This is a genomic window from Ruegeria sp. AK4, from assembly GCF_056541025.1.
Genome location: NZ_JBQFXS010000010.1, coordinates 82,984 through 98,337, shown reverse-complemented (window position 1 = coordinate 98,337; position 15,354 = coordinate 82,984). Strand labels below are relative to the sequence as shown.

At 60.1% G+C, this 15,354-nt stretch carries 17 protein-coding genes and 1 riboswitch; of the genes, 11 read left to right on the top strand and 6 right to left on the bottom strand.

Translation table 11 applies throughout. The features are described from left to right. The first annotated feature begins 82 nt into the window (after positions 1 to 82). The gene (locus ACR0EZ_RS17310) at positions 83 to 511 is read left to right on the top strand and encodes an FKBP-type peptidyl-prolyl cis-trans isomerase (RefSeq protein WP_480615421.1); all 429 of its coding nucleotides are present in this window, start codon (positions 83 to 85) and stop codon (positions 509 to 511) included. 33 nt (positions 512 to 544) lie between these two features. Here the strand turns inward: ACR0EZ_RS17310 and ACR0EZ_RS17305 are convergent, their stop codons facing one another. From ACR0EZ_RS17305 to fabA, 4 genes are read right to left on the bottom strand one after another with little or no spacing between them, the layout of a single operon-like run. Continuing rightward, complete coding sequence (locus ACR0EZ_RS17305; protein WP_480615419.1) at positions 545 to 724, bottom strand: hypothetical protein; 180 nt, start codon at positions 722 to 724, stop codon at positions 545 to 547. 59 nt (positions 725 to 783) lie between these two features. Continuing rightward, positions 784 to 1,575, bottom strand: coding sequence for an enoyl-ACP reductase FabI (locus tag ACR0EZ_RS17300; protein WP_480615417.1), 792 nt, complete (start codon positions 1,573 to 1,575; stop codon positions 784 to 786). A 5-nt stretch (positions 1,576 to 1,580) separates the two neighbouring features. Next, the gene (gene fabB / locus ACR0EZ_RS17295; protein ID WP_480615415.1) at positions 1,581 to 2,810 is read right to left on the bottom strand and encodes a beta-ketoacyl-ACP synthase I; all 1,230 of its coding nucleotides are present in this window, start codon (positions 2,808 to 2,810) and stop codon (positions 1,581 to 1,583) included. A 31-nt stretch (positions 2,811 to 2,841) separates the two neighbouring features. Further along, positions 2,842 to 3,351: a bifunctional 3-hydroxydecanoyl-ACP dehydratase/trans-2-decenoyl-ACP isomerase gene (fabA, locus tag ACR0EZ_RS17290; RefSeq protein WP_480615413.1), complete on the bottom strand. Its 510-nt coding sequence runs from the start codon at positions 3,349 to 3,351 to the stop codon at positions 2,842 to 2,844. A gap of 188 nt (positions 3,352 to 3,539) precedes the next feature. Here fabA and irrA point away from each other — a divergent pair, with 188 nt between their 5' ends. After that, positions 3,540 to 3,959: an iron response transcriptional regulator IrrA gene (gene irrA / locus ACR0EZ_RS17285; protein WP_480615411.1), complete on the top strand. Its 420-nt coding sequence runs from the start codon at positions 3,540 to 3,542 to the stop codon at positions 3,957 to 3,959. On the opposite strand, the gene ACR0EZ_RS17280 is transcribed toward irrA, so the two are convergent. Beyond that, positions 3,934 to 4,857, bottom strand: coding sequence for a LysR family transcriptional regulator (locus tag ACR0EZ_RS17280; protein ID WP_480615409.1), 924 nt, complete (start codon positions 4,855 to 4,857; stop codon positions 3,934 to 3,936). The two genes, irrA and ACR0EZ_RS17280, sit on opposite strands and share 26 nt — an antisense overlap. A gap of 86 nt (positions 4,858 to 4,943) precedes the next feature. On the opposite strand from ACR0EZ_RS17280, the gene ACR0EZ_RS17275 reads away from it, so the two are divergent. Continuing rightward, positions 4,944 to 5,741, top strand: a complete 798-nt coding sequence (locus tag ACR0EZ_RS17275) for a phytanoyl-CoA dioxygenase family protein (RefSeq protein WP_480615407.1) — start codon at positions 4,944 to 4,946, stop codon at positions 5,739 to 5,741. A 71-nt stretch (positions 5,742 to 5,812) separates the two neighbouring features. Here ACR0EZ_RS17275 and ACR0EZ_RS17270 read toward each other — a convergent pair whose 3' ends face one another. Further along, on the bottom strand, positions 5,813 to 6,676 hold the full coding sequence (locus tag ACR0EZ_RS17270; RefSeq protein WP_480615405.1) for a hypothetical protein: 864 nt from the start codon (positions 6,674 to 6,676) through the stop codon (positions 5,813 to 5,815). 122 nt (positions 6,677 to 6,798) lie between these two features. Here ACR0EZ_RS17270 and miaB point away from each other — a divergent pair, with 122 nt between their 5' ends. From miaB to trmB, 8 genes are all read left to right on the top strand, one after another. After that, the gene (gene miaB, locus ACR0EZ_RS17265) at positions 6,799 to 8,118 is read left to right on the top strand and encodes a tRNA (N6-isopentenyl adenosine(37)-C2)-methylthiotransferase MiaB (RefSeq protein ID WP_480615403.1); all 1,320 of its coding nucleotides are present in this window, start codon (positions 6,799 to 6,801) and stop codon (positions 8,116 to 8,118) included. 188 nt (positions 8,119 to 8,306) lie between these two features. Then, the gene (locus tag ACR0EZ_RS17260; protein ID WP_480615517.1) at positions 8,307 to 9,062 is read left to right on the top strand and encodes an outer membrane protein; all 756 of its coding nucleotides are present in this window, start codon (positions 8,307 to 8,309) and stop codon (positions 9,060 to 9,062) included. A gap of 138 nt (positions 9,063 to 9,200) precedes the next feature. Beyond that, positions 9,201 to 10,223 carry a PhoH family protein gene (locus tag ACR0EZ_RS17255; protein WP_480615401.1) on the top strand — a complete coding sequence of 341 codons (1,023 nt, stop codon included), beginning with the start codon at positions 9,201 to 9,203 and terminating at the stop codon, positions 10,221 to 10,223. A gap of 36 nt (positions 10,224 to 10,259) precedes the next feature. Next, positions 10,260 to 10,754: an rRNA maturation RNase YbeY gene (gene ybeY, locus ACR0EZ_RS17250; protein ID WP_480615399.1), complete on the top strand. Its 495-nt coding sequence runs from the start codon at positions 10,260 to 10,262 to the stop codon at positions 10,752 to 10,754. A 36-nt stretch (positions 10,755 to 10,790) separates the two neighbouring features. Beyond that, a complete protein-coding gene (locus ACR0EZ_RS17245) occupies positions 10,791 to 11,678 on the top strand; it encodes a hemolysin family protein (protein WP_480615397.1) in 888 nt (295 codons plus the stop codon). Next, a complete protein-coding gene (lnt, locus tag ACR0EZ_RS17240) occupies positions 11,675 to 13,174 on the top strand; it encodes an apolipoprotein N-acyltransferase (protein WP_480615395.1) in 1,500 nt (499 codons plus the stop codon). The genes ACR0EZ_RS17245 and lnt overlap by 4 nt, the downstream gene beginning before the upstream one ends. A gap of 47 nt (positions 13,175 to 13,221) precedes the next feature. After that, positions 13,222 to 13,270, top strand: a riboswitch (SAM-SAH riboswitch). 5 nt (positions 13,271 to 13,275) lie between these two features. Beyond that, positions 13,276 to 14,457, top strand: a complete 1,182-nt coding sequence (gene metK, locus ACR0EZ_RS17235; protein WP_480615393.1) for a methionine adenosyltransferase — start codon at positions 13,276 to 13,278, stop codon at positions 14,455 to 14,457. 127 nt (positions 14,458 to 14,584) lie between these two features. Next, entirely contained in the window at positions 14,585 to 15,295 is a 711-nt protein-coding gene (trmB, locus tag ACR0EZ_RS17230) for a tRNA (guanosine(46)-N7)-methyltransferase TrmB (RefSeq protein WP_480615391.1), read from the top strand. Positions 15,296 to 15,354 lie beyond the last annotated feature (59 nt).

Sequence of the window (15,354 nt, the reverse complement as noted above, 5' to 3'; positions counted from 1 at the left end):
GCGCATGAAAAGGCCGAGGGTTTACATAATGACGCCAGCCCTTAGGGTTGGCCGTTCATTTCTTTTAAGGCCGGAGGCCAGCATGAGCGAAATCAAACAGGGCGACACTGTTCGCATCCATTACACCGGGACACTGCTGGACGGGAATGTCTTTGACAGTTCGGACGGGCGCGATCCACTGGAGTTTGTGGTGGGGTCGGGTCAGATCATTTCCGGTCTGGACAGCGCCATGCCCGGTTTGGCCGTTGGCGACAAGAAGCGGGTAGAAATCGCCTGTGTCGATGCCTATGGCCCGATCAATCCGGGGATGCGGCAGGATATCCCGCGCGAGGGCATCCCGGATGACATCCCGCTTGAGCCCGGAACCCAGTTGCAGATGCAGACACCCGATGGTCAGGCGTTGCCGGTGACCGTGGTTGATGTGAACGAGGCAACGGTGACGCTGGATGCAAACCACCCGCTGGCCGGGCAGGATCTGATTTTCGATATCGAAGTGGTTTCGATCAACTGAAGCAGGGGCCGGGCCGTTCAGGCGGCCCGTGTCTTAACCCAGTAAGGTATCGATTGCGGCACGCACTTGCGGCTGGGTGTAGAAGATAAACACCAGCAAAAGCGATGTAAGCGTCAGCAGAAGGACACGCGCGCGCTGGCTGAGGAAACCCTGCCTGCGCCGGACTTGCGACGCGCGGGGGCTGTTGGCAATGATTTGGTCTAGCTTGCTCATGCCCGTATTCCTGCCGCCGAAAGATGGTTAAATCTTGGCGGCGGCAGGGAAAGATGGGGTCACATGAAATCGGGCTGTGGCATTCCCAGCACATGGAAGCCGCCATCGACGCGAATGATCTCGCCCGACGTAAAGGCTCCGGCATCCGAGGCGAGGTAGACGGCAGTGCCGCCGACGGCTTCCAATGTCGCGTTCGAACGCATCGGTGCGTTCTGGTCGCAGAACTTGTAGGTCCTGCGCGCGCCGCCGATGGCGGCACCGGCAAGCGTTTTCATCGGTCCGGGCGAGATAGCGTTCACGCGGATGCCATCCGGGCCAAGATCGTTGGCCAGATAACGGGTCGCCGATTCCAGCGCTGCCTTGGCCACGCCCATGACGTTGTAGTTCGGGACCACCCGGTTCGAACCTGCATAAGTCAGCGTCAGCAGCGAGCCGCCATTGTCTTTCATCATCGGATATGCGCGGCGCGCAACCTCTATGAAGGAATAGGCCGACACATCCAGCGAATGCTTGAAATTGGCGCGGGTGGTGTTCAGAAAACGGCCTGTCAGTTCGGATTTGTCCGAATACGCAATCGCGTGCACCACAAAGTCGATGGTGGGCCAGCGTTCAGCGAGTTCTCCAAAGGCGCGATCCAGCGAGGCGTCGTCGGTGACATCCGCATCCACCATGAAATCGCTGCCAAGGCTCTGGGCCAGCGGCTCCAGCCGCTTGCCAAAGGCCTCACCCTGATAGGTGAAGGCCAGTTCCGCGCCCGCCTCGTGCATGGCTTTTGCAATACCCCAGGCAATCGAGCGGTCGTTGGCCACGCCCATGATGAGGCCGCGCTTACCTTTCATAACTTCCGACATCGTATTCACCCGTTATACTTGGACAGAACCATGGAGCCGTTGGTGCCGCCAAAGCCGAAGCTGTTGGTCATCACGCTGTCCAGGCCTGCATTTTCGACCACATGAGTGGCAATTTCACCGGGCAGGATGCCTTCGGCTAATGTGTCGACATTGATCGACGGTGTAATGAAATCATTGTCCAGCATGAGCAGACAGAAGATCGCTTCCAGCGCGCCCGCCGCGCCCTGCGCGTGACCGGTCATCGACTTGGTCGATGAAATTGGCGGCACGTTGCCCTCGCCGAAGATGCGGCGCACGGCCTCAACCTCACCCACATCGCCGACCGGGGTCGAGGTGCCGTGGGCGTTGATATAGCCGACCTTGCGGCCCTCGGGGACCGTGGACAGGGCCAGGCGCATCGCGCGCTCGCCGCCTTCGCCGGATGGGGCGACCATGTCATGGCCGTCCGAGGTCGCGGCATATCCGGTGACCTCAGCATAGATTTTCGCGCCGCGTGCCAAGGCGTGATCCAGATCCTCCAACACGACAATGCCGCCGCCGCCCGAGATCACGAACCCGTCGCGGTTTTCGTCGAATGCGCGCGAGGCCTTGTCGGGTGTGTCATTATATTTCGACGACATCGCACCCATCGCGTCGAACAGGCAGGACAGGGTCCAGTCCAGTTCCTCGCCGCCGCCAGCGAACATCACATCCTGCTTGCCCAGCATGATCTGTTCCGCCGCGTTGCCGATGCAATGCAGCGAGGTCGAGCAGGCCGAGGTGATCGAATAGTTGATACCCTTGATCTTGAACGCGGTCGCAAGGTTCGCCGAAATCGTCGAACACATGCATTTCGGCACCGCGAAGGGGCCGATCCGCTTGGTTGCACCGGTTTTCAGCACCGTCTGATGCGCGGTCAGCATGGCGCTGGTCGACGGGCCACCGGACCCGGCCACCAGACCGGTGCGCGGGTTCACGACCTGATCTTCGCTCAGCCCGGAATCGGCAATCGCCTGGCTCATGGCGATATGGGCATAGGCGGCACCGGGGCCCATGAAGCGCAAGGTGCGCTTGTCCACGTGCTCGGCCACATCGATCTTGAGCGATCCGGCGATCTGGCTGCGAAAGCCGTGTTCGACCATTTGCTCATTTGCCTCAATGCCGGACTTGCCGGCCTTGAGCGAGGCCAGAACCTCTTGGGCATTGTTCCCGATGGAGGAGACGATCCCCAAACCGGTGACAACTACTCGACGCATATGCGTGCTCCTTGTTTCGGGCCGGTCTGCCTCAGGCGTCAGACAGGACGACTTTCATGTCTTTGACGTCGTAAATCAATTCACCGTCCGCTTCGACGATACCATCCGCCACACCCATAGTCAGGCGGCGGGTCTGGATCGCCTTCTTGAAATCAATTTTGTAAGTCAGCATTTTGCGGTCAGGGCGGACCATGCCGGTCAGCTTGACCTCGCCAACCCCCACGGCCATGCCGCGCCCCTGCCAGCCGCGCCAGCCCAGGTTGAAACCGGTCAGTTGCCACAGACCGTCAAGGCCCAGACAGCCCGGCATGATCGGGTTGCCGGGGAAATGGCATTCGAAGAACCACAGGTCGGGGGTGATGTCGAACTCGGCCAGAATATGGCCTTTGCCGTGCGCACCACCATCGGCGGACACCTCGGTAATCCGATCCATCATCAGCATCGGCGGGGCGGGTAACTGCGCGTTGCCGGGGCCGAATAATTCGCCGCGCGCGCATTTCAGCAGATCGTCCTTGTCAAAGCTGCTCGGGAATTGGGCCATTCTGCCGCCTCTCCTGCCAGGGGTCCGTTCGTGTAATCTGGCCTCGTCTAGCACCCGTTTGCAAGGGCCTGCAAGAGCAGCGCGCCACATCATGTTGTGCGTACGACATTCTTTGCGAATGAATTTCATTTGAAATTCGTCACTGGCCTCCCCTATATATAAGGACAACAGCAACAGGTATCGGACCCATGACACCTCAGAGCCGGGACATCGCGACAGACTGGTTGGTCAACGCCGGATTACGCCCCACGCGGCAGCGCGTGGCCCTGGCCGAGCTTTTGGTGGGCGATGGCCGCCATCGTCATGTGACGGCGGAAAGCCTGTTCGAGTCCGCCAAATCCAACGGCGACGCGGTTTCGCTGGCGACGGTCTACAACACGCTGCGTGCTTTCTGCGACGCAGGTGTCCTGCAAGAGATCACGGTGGATGGCTCGAAAAGCTATTTTGACACCAACACCCACGATCATCCGCATTTCTTCTGGGAAGATGAGGGCCGTCTCAGCGATGCGCCGTCGGAAGAGCTGGTCATTCAGCGCCTTCCGGAAGCGCCCGAAGGGGTCGAGATCGCGTCGGTGGATGTTGTTATCCGGCTGCGCCGGACGAAATAGCGCGCTCTGCCGTCAGGTTTTCCATCAAAACACGCTCGGCCATGGCAAGTGTCTTGTCCGTTGGCCCTGTGCCGTGACGGGCAAGGACAACGGCTTCGGTCGCGTCCGTGTCGGTGATGGGCAGCCTGACCAGCGGTTTGGTGTCATAGCTGAGGTTGCCGGGCGGGTTGGCGTAGCTGATTCCCACCCCTTCGCCATGGGCGGCCAGACTGCGCTGAATCTCCAATGACGCCGCTCTGTGGGCAACCCGCGGGTTCAGCCCGTTTCGGCGGAACAGGGCCAGAATATGCTGCGCCGACAGGCCTTCGTTCGACAGGATCAGCGGGTGGTGCTCCAGTTCCGACAATGTGACCTGCCCGCGCTTTGCCAGTGCATGGTCGGGTGACAGGATCGCGCCTGCGCGGTTCTCGAACAGGGTCGTTCGGGAAAATCCGGCATCCATGCCAAGATCGTAGGTTATTGCGATGTCGACCTGACCGTCGATCAGGTCTTGCAAGAGGTTTTCAAACGGTCCGACTTTGTAGGAGGTCGCCACATTGAGCAGCGACGCCCGCAGGTGCCGAAGGGCCGAGGCCAGATGAAACGGGGCCAGATCCGTGAAACAGCCGAGCCGCAGATGTTTCGCGCCTTGTTCGGCTGTGTCCGACGCCTCGATTCGCGCCGCGGATTTCAGAACATCCTCGGCCCGTTCGATGAACCTGCGGCCTTGCGGGGTCAATGCCATCGCAGCCCCGCGCCGACGGATGAACAACGGATAGCCCAAAAGCGATTCGACCCGGGTCAGCGCGGTCGACAGGGCCGGCTGTGAAACGTTCAGGTTTTGGGCCGCCGCCGACAAGCTGCCATAGCGCCCGATGGCGCAGACATATTCATACTGGCGCAAGGAAATATATAACATGAAGTTAATTATAGCTTTGCGAGATATGATTTGAACAGAAGATATGTTCCGACGCAAACTGAGGCGGACACCTCAAGGAGAGCCCAATGCCACATCCGCTCGTTTCCGCTGACATGATCGACACCTTCCAGACCGACGGAGTTGTTCTGATCAAAGGTTTGTTTGCGGATCACGTGGACCAGTTGCGTGACGGGGTGGCTGCGAATATGGCCGATCCCGGGCCTTATGCGTCGGAAAACAAGAAACAGGGCGAAACCGGCCGGTTCTTTGATGATTACTGCAACTGGACCCGTATCCCCCAGTTTCGCGATGTGATCCAGACCTCACCCGCAGCCGAAGTTGCGGCGGACCTGATGCAGTCGCAGACCGTGCAGATGTTTCACGACCATGTTCTGGTCAAAGAGCCGGGCACATCCATGGCCACGCCTTGGCATCAGGACGGGCCGTATTACTTTGTCGAGGGCCAGCAAACGATCAGCTTCTGGTCTCCGTTGGACCCCGTGAAACAGGCGACCCTGCGCTGCGTTGCCGGATCGCACCGCTGGGAGAAAGAGGTGCTGCCGACGCGCTGGGTGTCCGAGGAAGGGTTCTTTCCGGATGAAGGCCAGTACATCCCCGTTCCCGACCCGGATGCCGAGGGGATGAGGGTTGTTGAGTTCGAAATGGAACCCGGCGATGCCGTTGCGTTTAACTATCGCACCCTGCACGGTGCGCGCGGCAACCAGTCTGACAGACGCCGCAGGGCGTTTTCGCTGCGTCTGGTCGGGGACGACGCGCGCTATGCCGAACGCCCGGGGCGCACCTCACCGCCGTTTCCGGGGCATGAGATGGTGCCGGGCCAGCGTCTGCGCGAGGATTGGTTTCCGGTTTTGCTGCGGCGGTGACTTGGGGGCGCTGCCCCCGTCGCGGCAGGCCGCGACTCCCCCGGGATATTTTTGGCCAGATGAAGTGCGGATCAGAACCATTGACCGGGTTCGATCAGGCCCAAATTGAGCAATTGCCGCGAGTTCCAGTCGAAGGGGATCGAGTTGCGCCAGCGGAAGGTCGGGATGTCGAAGGTCGAGCCTGCGTTTCGTTTCAATGCCTTGGCCGCGCGGAAGGAACATATCGCCGCTGTCATGTTGTTATGCCACGGGCAGGAATAGGTGTTGTATTCTGGGTCGTTGAACGTGTGATCCGGCAACAGGGTCAGGCCCTTTTGCGCCTTGAACACGGCGATCCTGTCGATGCGGCGACGTTCGTAAGGAATGTGGTTTTCGAACCGCCAGCGCAGACCGCCGGACATATCAAGCTGCCGGTCCAGCGGTTGGCCTGAGGCGTCGTGGCGCGTGTGTGCATAATACCCGGTGCTGTCCATCATAGCGCGATCGGGGGCAACGCCGTTCGGGAAGGCGCCCAGATCGTCCGCATACAGATCGACCACATGGCTGAGCATCGCGTTCCGGCGCTCTTCACTGTGAAATGCCAGCAACTCGCCAATGCTGCGGGTCTCGCAAAAGGGAAAGAACAGGTATTCGGCGTTGTAGCAGTAATACATCCAGATGCCGGGGGCCGAGGCGATGATCCGGTTGATCGTCTCGAACACCACCGAACGCGGCGCGCATTTCAGGGTGACGCGATGAACCTGGCCCTCAAGCGCCAGGTCCAATTCCAACTCTTCGGGCATAAACGCGATCACCGATTTGAAGCCAAGCTTCAGGTGATGGCGCAGGGTGCCTTCGACCTCGGTATCATCCTCGGCGAAAATCAGGGCGACGGGGCCCTTTGCCAGCGCCGCCTTGCCGGTGTTCAGAAAATGGTCGGGGGATTCGTACTGCATCGCCTGTTTTCGGTGCCGCCTTGCTGGAAACTGCCGCCAAATTCGGGTAATTGCGCCACCATTGCAAGCGGCGTTCGTTGCATATAGATGACGCCGATCCAGCGAATGCAAAGGCCTGCCAAATGTCCGAACCGAAGAAGCTGTTTATCAAGACCTATGGCTGTCAGATGAATGTATATGACAGCGAGCGTATGGCCGAAGCGCTTGGCGGTCAGGGTTATGTGGAAACCAAATCCGCAGACGATGCGGATATGATCCTGCTGAACACCTGCCATATCCGGGAAAAGGCGGCGGAAAAGGTCTATTCCGAACTGGGCCGTTTCAAAGGTCTTAAGGCCGAAAAGCCCGACCTGAAGATCGGCGTTGCCGGTTGCGTCGCGCAGGCCGAGGGTGAAGAGATCATGCGCCGGCAGCCTCTGGTCGATCTGGTGGTCGGCCCGCAAAGCTATCACCGCCTGCCCGAGATGGAGGCCAAGACCCGGACGGGCAAAAAGGCGCTGGATACGGATTTCCCCGAAGAGGACAAGTTCGAGAAGCTCAGGAACCGTCCCAAAGCCAAACGTGGCCCGACCGCGTTCCTGACCGTGCAGGAAGGCTGCGACAAGTTCTGCGCCTTCTGCGTGGTGCCTTATACACGGGGTGCCGAGGTCAGCCGCCCCGCCGACCGCATTCTGCGCGAGGCGCGCGATCTGGTTGAACGCGGCGTGCGCGAGATCACTCTGCTGGGCCAGAATGTCAACGCCTATCACGGGGCGGGACCGAACGGGGATATGACTCTGGCCGGTCTGATCTGGGAGTTGAACAAGGTGGACGGGCTGGAACGTATCCGCTTTACCACCTCGCACCCCAACGACATGGCGGATGATCTGATCGAGGCGCATGGGACTTGTGAAAAGCTGATGCCTTATCTGCATTTGCCGGTTCAGTCAGGCTCGGACAGGATTCTGAAGCGGATGAACCGCAGTCACACGGCAGACAGCTATCTGCGCCTGATCGAACGCATCCGCGCCGCGCGGCCGGATATTGTCATGTCTGGCGATTTCATCGTCGGCTTCCCCGAGGAAACCGAGGCGGATTTCCAAGCCACGCTGGATTTGGTCGAGCAGGTCAAATACGGCTATGCCTATTCCTTCAAATACTCGACACGCCCGGGAACCCCGGCGGCAGAGCGCGCGCAGGTTGATCCCTCGGCGGCAGACGAGCGCCTGCAGCGTTTGCAGGCATTGATCACCCGGCATCAAAGGGAAATTCAGGACGCGATGGTGGGTCGGAATGTCAAGGTTCTGTTTGAAAAGCCGGGCCGATTGCCGGGTCAGATGGTTGGAAAGTCAGAATATCTGCATTCGGTTCATGTCACCGGCCCGGACATTGCGGCCGGTGATCTGAGGCACGTGCGCATCACTGAATCCGGTGCAAATTCGCTTGCAGGCGCACTGATTTAATCCCGCCTTTAACCGCGTTTCAGATACCATCGTTGGTGTTTGTTTCTGAAATTTACCCTTGATTTATCCTTTGGAACTATGTTCCGAGGGTAGCCAGTCTTGTTCCGGGCGTGGTTTTGCGCTTGTTAGGTTTCGGTCTGCGCTGATCCGTTTCAGGGTGAAAGCGATGGAGGGTGCGAGTGACAATTATGGAAAGACTCAGCTTGTCGAAGGTCCTGCGCGCGGTACCGGTGGCTTCGGTGGTGACTTTCTTTGCCAGTGCCACCTTTGCCGGAGACCTGACAGGAACCGTCACAGACCCCGACGTGGTCAGCCCCAACCGTATCGGCAGTGATGTCAGCGCCTTTTATCTTGGAGTAAGCGGTGCTTATGGCTTTGGCAGTGATGACCGTTTCGGGCTCAACACGCCCGCCGGAACCTTCGCGATTGGCGAACAGGACCTGACCGGGAATTACGGCGGTATTCGCGGCGGCTGGCGCGGGATTTTGCCGTTTTTCGGCGGGCGCGACTATGTTTACGGCGTTGAGATTGGGTACGATTTCGGATCGCTCGAGGATGATGTTGCAACGCAAGTCAGCGGCACCCCCGTGCGGGGCGGATCCCGGGTTTCGGATGTGCTGTCCCTGCGGCTGCGAAGCGGCGTGACGAATCGCAGCAAGAGCATTCTTTATTATGTGACCATCGGCTATGTGCGCGGGGATGTCGAAACAACCAACAGCTTTGGGTCAGGGCCCACGTTTCAGGCCTTTCGCGATTCCGACACGCGCAATGGATTTTCGGCCAGCATCGGGGCCGAGCATCGGCTGAATGAAAACTGGTCGATAACGGGCGAATACGAATACGTGCAGTTCGAATCCCAGGTAGTCCAGTTCGAATCGGGCTTTTCGACAAAATCCACGCCCAACTACCGCGGGCTGCGTTTCGGGCTGAACTACACGTTCTGACCAATCCCGGGAATCATGCCGGTTTCCGGCACCTGTTGTCCGATTTGTCGTCTACACCATATTTTTTAAAACTGTGCCTTGCGCCCACCAAGTTTTGTTGTCTACGCTCAGGTTGAAACGCCAAGACAGGAGAACGGATTGGCCATCGGTGCCCTGACCCCACCGCAAGACGAGATGCCGCAACATGAGGCATTTGTAGAGTTTCCCGACAACCGACTGTTGATTGATCTTTGTGGCGAATACGACCGCAATCTGGCTGACATCGAACAGAAGCTTTCCGTTCAGATCATCCGCCGGGGCAATCAACTGGTGGTGATGGGGGAAGAACACGCCCAGAAACAGGCGATTGATGTCCTGCAGGCGCTGTACACCCGTCTGGAAGGCGGGCGCGAGGTCGAGGCTGCGGATGTCGACCGCGAGCTTCGGATGGGCGATTCCGAGAAGGGAACCGGCAGCCGCGACGGCGATCAGCTTGAGATGTTCAAAGGCGGCACGGTCGAGATCAAGACGCGTAAGAAGCTCGTCGAACCCCGGACGGATGCGCAAAAGGCTTATGTTCAGTCGCTGTTCAACAACGAACTGGCCTTTGGCATTGGCCCGGCGGGGACCGGTAAGACCTATCTGGCGGTGGCCGTTGGCGTCTCGATGTTCATCGGTGGGCATGTGGACCGGATCATCCTCAGCCGCCCCGCCGTCGAGGCCGGTGAAAAGCTGGGCTATCTGCCAGGCGACATGAAGGACAAGGTCGATCCCTACATGCAGCCGCTTTACGATGCGCTGAATGATTTTCTGCCCGGCAAGCAACTCGCCAAGCTGATCGAAGAAAAACGCATCGAGATTGCGCCGCTGGCCTTTATGCGCGGGCGAACTCTGGCCAATGCCTTTGTGGTGCTGGACGAGGCGCAGAATGCCACCACCATGCAGATGAAGATGTTCCTGACCCGTCTGGGCGAGGGCAGCCGCATGGTGATCACCGGCGACAGGTCTCAGGTCGATCTGCCGCGCGGCGTTCAGTCGGGGCTGGCCGATGCCGAGCGATTGCTGAAAACGATCCCCAACATCAGTTTCAACTACTTCACTTCGAAAGATGTGGTGCGCCACCCGCTTGTCGCCGCCATCATCGAAGCGTATGAGGCCGACTCGGGCCGCGAAACAGGTTGATTTCAGAGCCCGCATCCGGGGTTTTGGAATGGCGTCATGAATCTGGAGTTAACTGTCGAAGACCCGCGCTGGACGGGGCTGGAACCGCTGTCGCTGCAGGCGATCAGCGCTGTGTTGCAGCATTGCGGGCTGGACCCGGATCTGTGTGAGGTCAGCGTTTTGGGCTGTGACGATGCCCGCATCGCCGAACTGAATGCCGAGTTTCGCGACAAACCCGCGCCGACAAACGTTCTCAGCTGGCCCGCCGAAGACCTGGCCTCCGAAGAGGCCGGACAAGAACCGCCGATCCCGCAGCCGGATTTCACCGGCGAAATCCCTTTGGGCGACATTGCGATTGCCTATGACACATGCGCGCGCGAGGCGGCGGAGGCGGGCAAATCCATGGACGATCACGTGCTCCATTTGCTTGTTCACGGAACGTTGCACTTGTTGGGCTATGATCACATTCGCGACCCCGACGCCACGCTGATGGAGGCGGTCGAGGTCAAGATACTTGGCAAAATGGGTATTGATGACCCATATAGGATATGAAACGGGTAATTTCACCCGATTAGTTGGAACAGGAAAATGGGCGATACAGACGGCAGTTCTAGGGCGGCGCAAAGCGCGCAACCACAGGACGGCAACGACGACATAGAAGAGAACAGCGGTTTCTTTTCCCGAATTTTTGATGCGTTTTCGGGCTCGGACGAGGACAAGACCGAGCTGGCCAACGGCCATGAAGCCCTAAGCGCGCAACCCCGTGGCATGATCAACCTGCGCCGCATGCGGGTCGAAGATGTTGCCATCCCGACCGCGGAAATCGTGTCGGTGCCCTCGACAGTCGCCAAGGATGAACTGGCTCAGCTGTTTCGTGAAAGCGGCCTGTCGCGTATCCCGGTGTATGAGGGCACGCTGGACACGCCGTTGGGCTTTGTACACCTCAAGGATTTCGCGCTGACGCATGGGTTCAATGGCGGATCGACCGAGTTCGATTTGGTGCCGATGCTGCGCACCTTGCTGTTTGTGCCGCCCTCGATGCCGATCGGTGTTCTGCTGACCAAGATGCAGACCGAGCGTCGGCATATGGCTTTGGTGATCGATGAATATGGCGGTGTGGACGGTCTGCTGACGATCGAAGACCTGATCGAACAGGTCGTGGGCGAGATTGCCGACGAACACGACGCCGACGAAGATCAGCTTTGGGTGCAGGAAAAGCCGGGATGCTACGTTGTTCAGGCCCGCGTCCCGCTTGAGGATTTCGAGGCTGAGATCGGGCGCTCTCTGACCAGCCACGAAGATGTGGACGAGGAAGAGATCGACACGCTGGGCGGTCTGGTCTTCATGCTGTCCGGCCGCGTGCCCGCACGCGGTGAGGTGGTCTGCCATCCCGAAGGGGCCGAGTTCGAAGTGATCGACGCCGACCCGCGCCGGATCAAGCGGCTGCGCGTCATGCTGCCGGATATCGCTGCATGAACCCTGCCCGGGGCTGGCCCTTTGGCCTGAGGCTTGTTTTGGCAGGGCTGCTGGGCGCGCTGGGCGCATTTGGTCTGGCCCCGTTTGGCTATTGGGCGGCGACTCTGGTCGCCCTGATCCTGATCGCGCCCCTGTTCCTTGCCAGCGAAACTCGCGGGCGGGCGGCCTGGATCGGGTGGTTTTTCGCCACCGGGTATTTTGCCCACGCGCTGAGCTGGATCATCGAACCGTTTCAGGTCGACGCCGAGCGGCACGCGTGGATGGCCCCTTTTGCGCTGGTTTTCATGGCAGGCGGGCTGGCGTTGTTCTGGGCGCTGGCCTTTTGGCTGTCGCGGTGGCCGAACGCATCGGCTCTTCGTCAGGGCGTCTTGTTGGCAGTTGCCTTGTCCTTGGCCGAGTTTGCGCGGGGATATATCCTGACCGGCTTCCCCTGGGCCGGTCTGGCACAGATCTGGGTGAATTCGCCGGTCGCCCAGTTGCTATCGCTGGTGGGACCCTATGGGTTGGGCACGCTGACGCTTGGCGCGACCTTGCCGTTAGGCGCGGTTTTTTCAGAAAGCGCTGGCGCGAAGACCAGGATCGGTTCCATCGCCTTTTCTCTGGGCACAGCGGTTCTGGCCTTTGGTTACGCCGCATCCCGTCCTCCGGTTGTCGAGGGCGATCACATCGTCCGTCTGGTGCAACCGAATGCGCCGCAGCACCAGAAATGGCACCCGGATTTCGCGCCGCTGTTTTTCGCGCGGCAGATCGAATTCACTGCGGCCCAACCCAGACCCGATCTGATCGTCTGGCCCGAAACCTCGGTGCCTGCGTGGCTGGACAGCGCCCAACCGTATCTTGGGGCCATTGCCGAGGCCGCGCAGGGTACGCCGGTCATGCTGGGTATCCAGCGGAGCGAGGGGCCGCGCATTTACAACTCGCTTGTCTATCTGGATGAGACGGGCCAGCAGCAGGCGTTATACGACAAGCATCATCTGGCCCCGTTTGGCGAATACGTGCCGCTGGGCGACCTGATGGCCCGGTTCGGGATTTTCGGCCTTGCCGCAACCTCCGGCAACGGGTTCAGCGCCGGGCCGGGGCCTGAATTGATTGACGCGGGCGTTCTGGGTCGGGCCTTGCCGCTGATCTGCTATGAGGCCGTGTTTACGCAGGACGTAAATCGCGCATCCGGGCGCGCCGATTTTCTGGTGCAGATCACCAATGACGCCTGGTTCGGAACCCGGTCGGGGCCCTATCAGCATCTGGCGCAGGCGCAGATGCGGGCAATCGAACAGGGCGTGCCGATGATGCGCTCTGCCAATACCGGGGTTTCGGCAATGATCGATCCCTTGGGGCGGATCACGGCCCAGTTGCCGCTTGGGCAGGCGGGGTATGTGGATGCCTCCCTGCCTTTGCCACAGCGCGCGACACTTTATTCCCGCATCGGGGACAGTCCTGTGTTCGTGGTTCTATTGGTCCTGTTTGCGGCGCTCTGGCGCACCACCCGCCGCGCATAGCGCAATTTCCGATTGACCCTGTCCCGCTGTGCGCGTATCCGGGCCTATGCCTGTCACAACGGCTTCCTGGCGTGGCAGAGAAATCTTAATGGAGCACTTTTATGTCCCGACAGAACTACATTTTTACTTCGGAATCCGTTTCCGAGGGCCACCCGGATAAGGTCTGCGACCGAATTTCCGACGCCGTACTTGACGCATTCCTAAGCGAAGAGCCCGAAGCCCGCGTTGCGTGTGAAACCTTTGCCACGACCGACCGGGTTGTGATCGGGGGTGAGGTCGGCCTGTCGGATCAGGAAAAACTGCACGATTACATGGGGCGCATCGACGAGATCACGCGCGCCTGCATCAAGGATATCGGGTACGAGCAGGACAAGTTTCACCACCAGACGGTCGAGGTGACGAACCTGCTGCACGAACAATCCGCCCATATCGCTCAGGGTGTGGATGCGTCAGACAACAAGGACGAAGGGGCCGGTGATCAGGGTATCATGTTCGGATACGCGACCACCGAGACGCCTGCGCTGATGCCCGCGCCGATCCAGTATTCCCACGCGATCCTGCGCCGTCTGGCCGAGGTGCGCAAGAACGGAACAGAACCCGCTTTGGGCCCGGACGCGAAGTCTCAGCTGTCGGTGATCTACCGCGATGGCAAGCCGGTGGGTGTCAGCTCGATCGTGCTGTCGACCCAGCATCTGGATGAGGCGCTGACATCGGATGACATCCGCGCCATCGTCGAGCCCTATATCACGGAAACTCTGCCCGATGGGTGGCTGTCGGCTGAGACGGAATGGCATGTGAACCCGACCGGTAAATTCGTGATCGGCGGCCCGGATGGCGATGCCGGCCTGACCGGGCGCAAGATCATCGTGGACACCTATGGCGGTGCCGCGCCTCATGGCGGCGGTGCATTCTCGGGCAAAGACCCGACCAAGGTGGACCGCTCGGCGGCCTATGCCGCGCGCTATCTGGCCAAGAACGTGGTTGCTGCGGGTATGGCGGAACGCTGCACCATCCAGCTGAGCTATGCGATTGGTGTGTCCAAGCCATTGTCGATCTATGCTGAAACGCACGGCACCGGCCAGGTCGCGGATGCAGCCATCGAAAAGGCCGTCGGTCAGGTGATGGACCTGACCCCGCGCGGCATTCGCGAGCATCTGCAACTGAACAAACCTATCTACCAGCGCACCGCAGCCTATGGCCATTTTGGCCGCGAACCGGATGCGGACGGTGGCTTTAGCTGGGAACGCACCGATCTGATCGATGCGCTGAAAGCGGCGGTCTGACGCGAGTGATCCAAAGGTGCGCCCTGACGGGCGCGCCCGATTCCGGAGATTGTGGGGGCGGCTCGCCGGGTGAACCGGCTTTGCCGTCCTCTTGCTTCTGTACGGACTGCGCAGTATGGGCACGATCATGAGCACCCAGACGCCCCAACGCCCCCGCAGAAACTTCTATGGCCGTTTCAAGGGAAAGACCCTGAAACAGAGCCAGAAGACCTATCTGGACGAAGACCTCGCCGCGCTGTCGCCCGGTGATGTCGATTGGGACGCCAACCCCGAACGTATGCCGCTTGATCTGAACGGTCTGTTCGGCGGCAAGCCCGTTTGGCTTGAGGTCGGCTTTGGCGGTGGCGAGCATCTGGTACATCAGGCCGAAAGCAACCCTGACATTGGCATCATCGGGGCGGAACCTTATATCAACGGCGTTGCCATGCTTCTGGGCAAAATTCGCCGGGCAGGGGTTGAGAATCTGGCCGTGCACCCCGGCGACGCGCGGGATCTGTTTGATGTTCTGCCGGATGCCAGCATCTCGCGCGCCTTTCTGCTTTACCCTGATCCCTGGCCCAAAAAGCGGCACCACCGCCGCCGGTTTGTGACCCCGGAACATCTGGAGCCTCTGGCACGGGTCCTGAAACCGGGTTCGATTTTCCGGATAGCCACCGATATTCCCGACTATGTCCGCCAGACGCTGGAAGAGGTTCCACGCACGGGCTTTGAATGGCTGGCAGAGCGCCCCGCCGATTGGCGCGAGCCGTGGGAGGATTGGATTTCCACCCGCTACGAACAGAAGGCGCTGCGCGAAGGGCGCAGGCCACACTACCTGACCTTCCGCCGCACCGGCTGATTGCGGCTGGACCAACCGGCCCCAATTCGCTAATCCGCCCTGAACTGATAGCGAAAACA

What these genes read in the sequence shown, in the direction of transcription:
- ACR0EZ_RS17260 (WP_480615517.1), top strand. Translation starts at nt 8,307, where the DNA reads ATGGAAAGACTCAGCTTGTCGAAGGTCCTGCGCGCGGTACCGGTGGCT.
- ACR0EZ_RS17310 (WP_480615421.1), top strand. Translation starts at nt 83, where the DNA reads ATGAGCGAAATCAAACAGGGCGACACTGTTCGCATCCATTACACCGGG.
- ybeY (WP_480615399.1), top strand. Translation starts at nt 10,260, where the DNA reads ATGAATCTGGAGTTAACTGTCGAAGACCCGCGCTGGACGGGGCTGGAA.
- fabA (WP_480615413.1), bottom strand. Translation starts at nt 3,351, where the DNA reads ATGGCCCAATTCCCGAGCAGCTTTGACAAGGACGATCTGCTGAAATGC.
- ACR0EZ_RS17280 (WP_480615409.1), bottom strand. Translation starts at nt 4,857, where the DNA reads ATGTTATATATTTCCTTGCGCCAGTATGAATATGTCTGCGCCATCGGG.
- ACR0EZ_RS17275 (WP_480615407.1), top strand. Translation starts at nt 4,944, where the DNA reads ATGCCACATCCGCTCGTTTCCGCTGACATGATCGACACCTTCCAGACC.
- trmB (WP_480615391.1), top strand. Translation starts at nt 14,585, where the DNA reads ATGAGCACCCAGACGCCCCAACGCCCCCGCAGAAACTTCTATGGCCGT.
- ACR0EZ_RS17270 (WP_480615405.1), bottom strand. Translation starts at nt 6,676, where the DNA reads ATGCAGTACGAATCCCCCGACCATTTTCTGAACACCGGCAAGGCGGCG.
- fabB (WP_480615415.1), bottom strand. Translation starts at nt 2,810, where the DNA reads ATGCGTCGAGTAGTTGTCACCGGTTTGGGGATCGTCTCCTCCATCGGG.
- lnt (WP_480615395.1), top strand. Translation starts at nt 11,675, where the DNA reads ATGAACCCTGCCCGGGGCTGGCCCTTTGGCCTGAGGCTTGTTTTGGCA.
- irrA (WP_480615411.1), top strand. Translation starts at nt 3,540, where the DNA reads ATGACACCTCAGAGCCGGGACATCGCGACAGACTGGTTGGTCAACGCC.
- ACR0EZ_RS17245 (WP_480615397.1), top strand. Translation starts at nt 10,791, where the DNA reads ATGGGCGATACAGACGGCAGTTCTAGGGCGGCGCAAAGCGCGCAACCA.
- ACR0EZ_RS17300 (WP_480615417.1), bottom strand. Translation starts at nt 1,575, where the DNA reads ATGTCGGAAGTTATGAAAGGTAAGCGCGGCCTCATCATGGGCGTGGCC.
- metK (WP_480615393.1), top strand. Translation starts at nt 13,276, where the DNA reads ATGTCCCGACAGAACTACATTTTTACTTCGGAATCCGTTTCCGAGGGC.
- miaB (WP_480615403.1), top strand. Translation starts at nt 6,799, where the DNA reads ATGTCCGAACCGAAGAAGCTGTTTATCAAGACCTATGGCTGTCAGATG.
- ACR0EZ_RS17305 (WP_480615419.1), bottom strand. Translation starts at nt 724, where the DNA reads ATGAGCAAGCTAGACCAAATCATTGCCAACAGCCCCCGCGCGTCGCAA.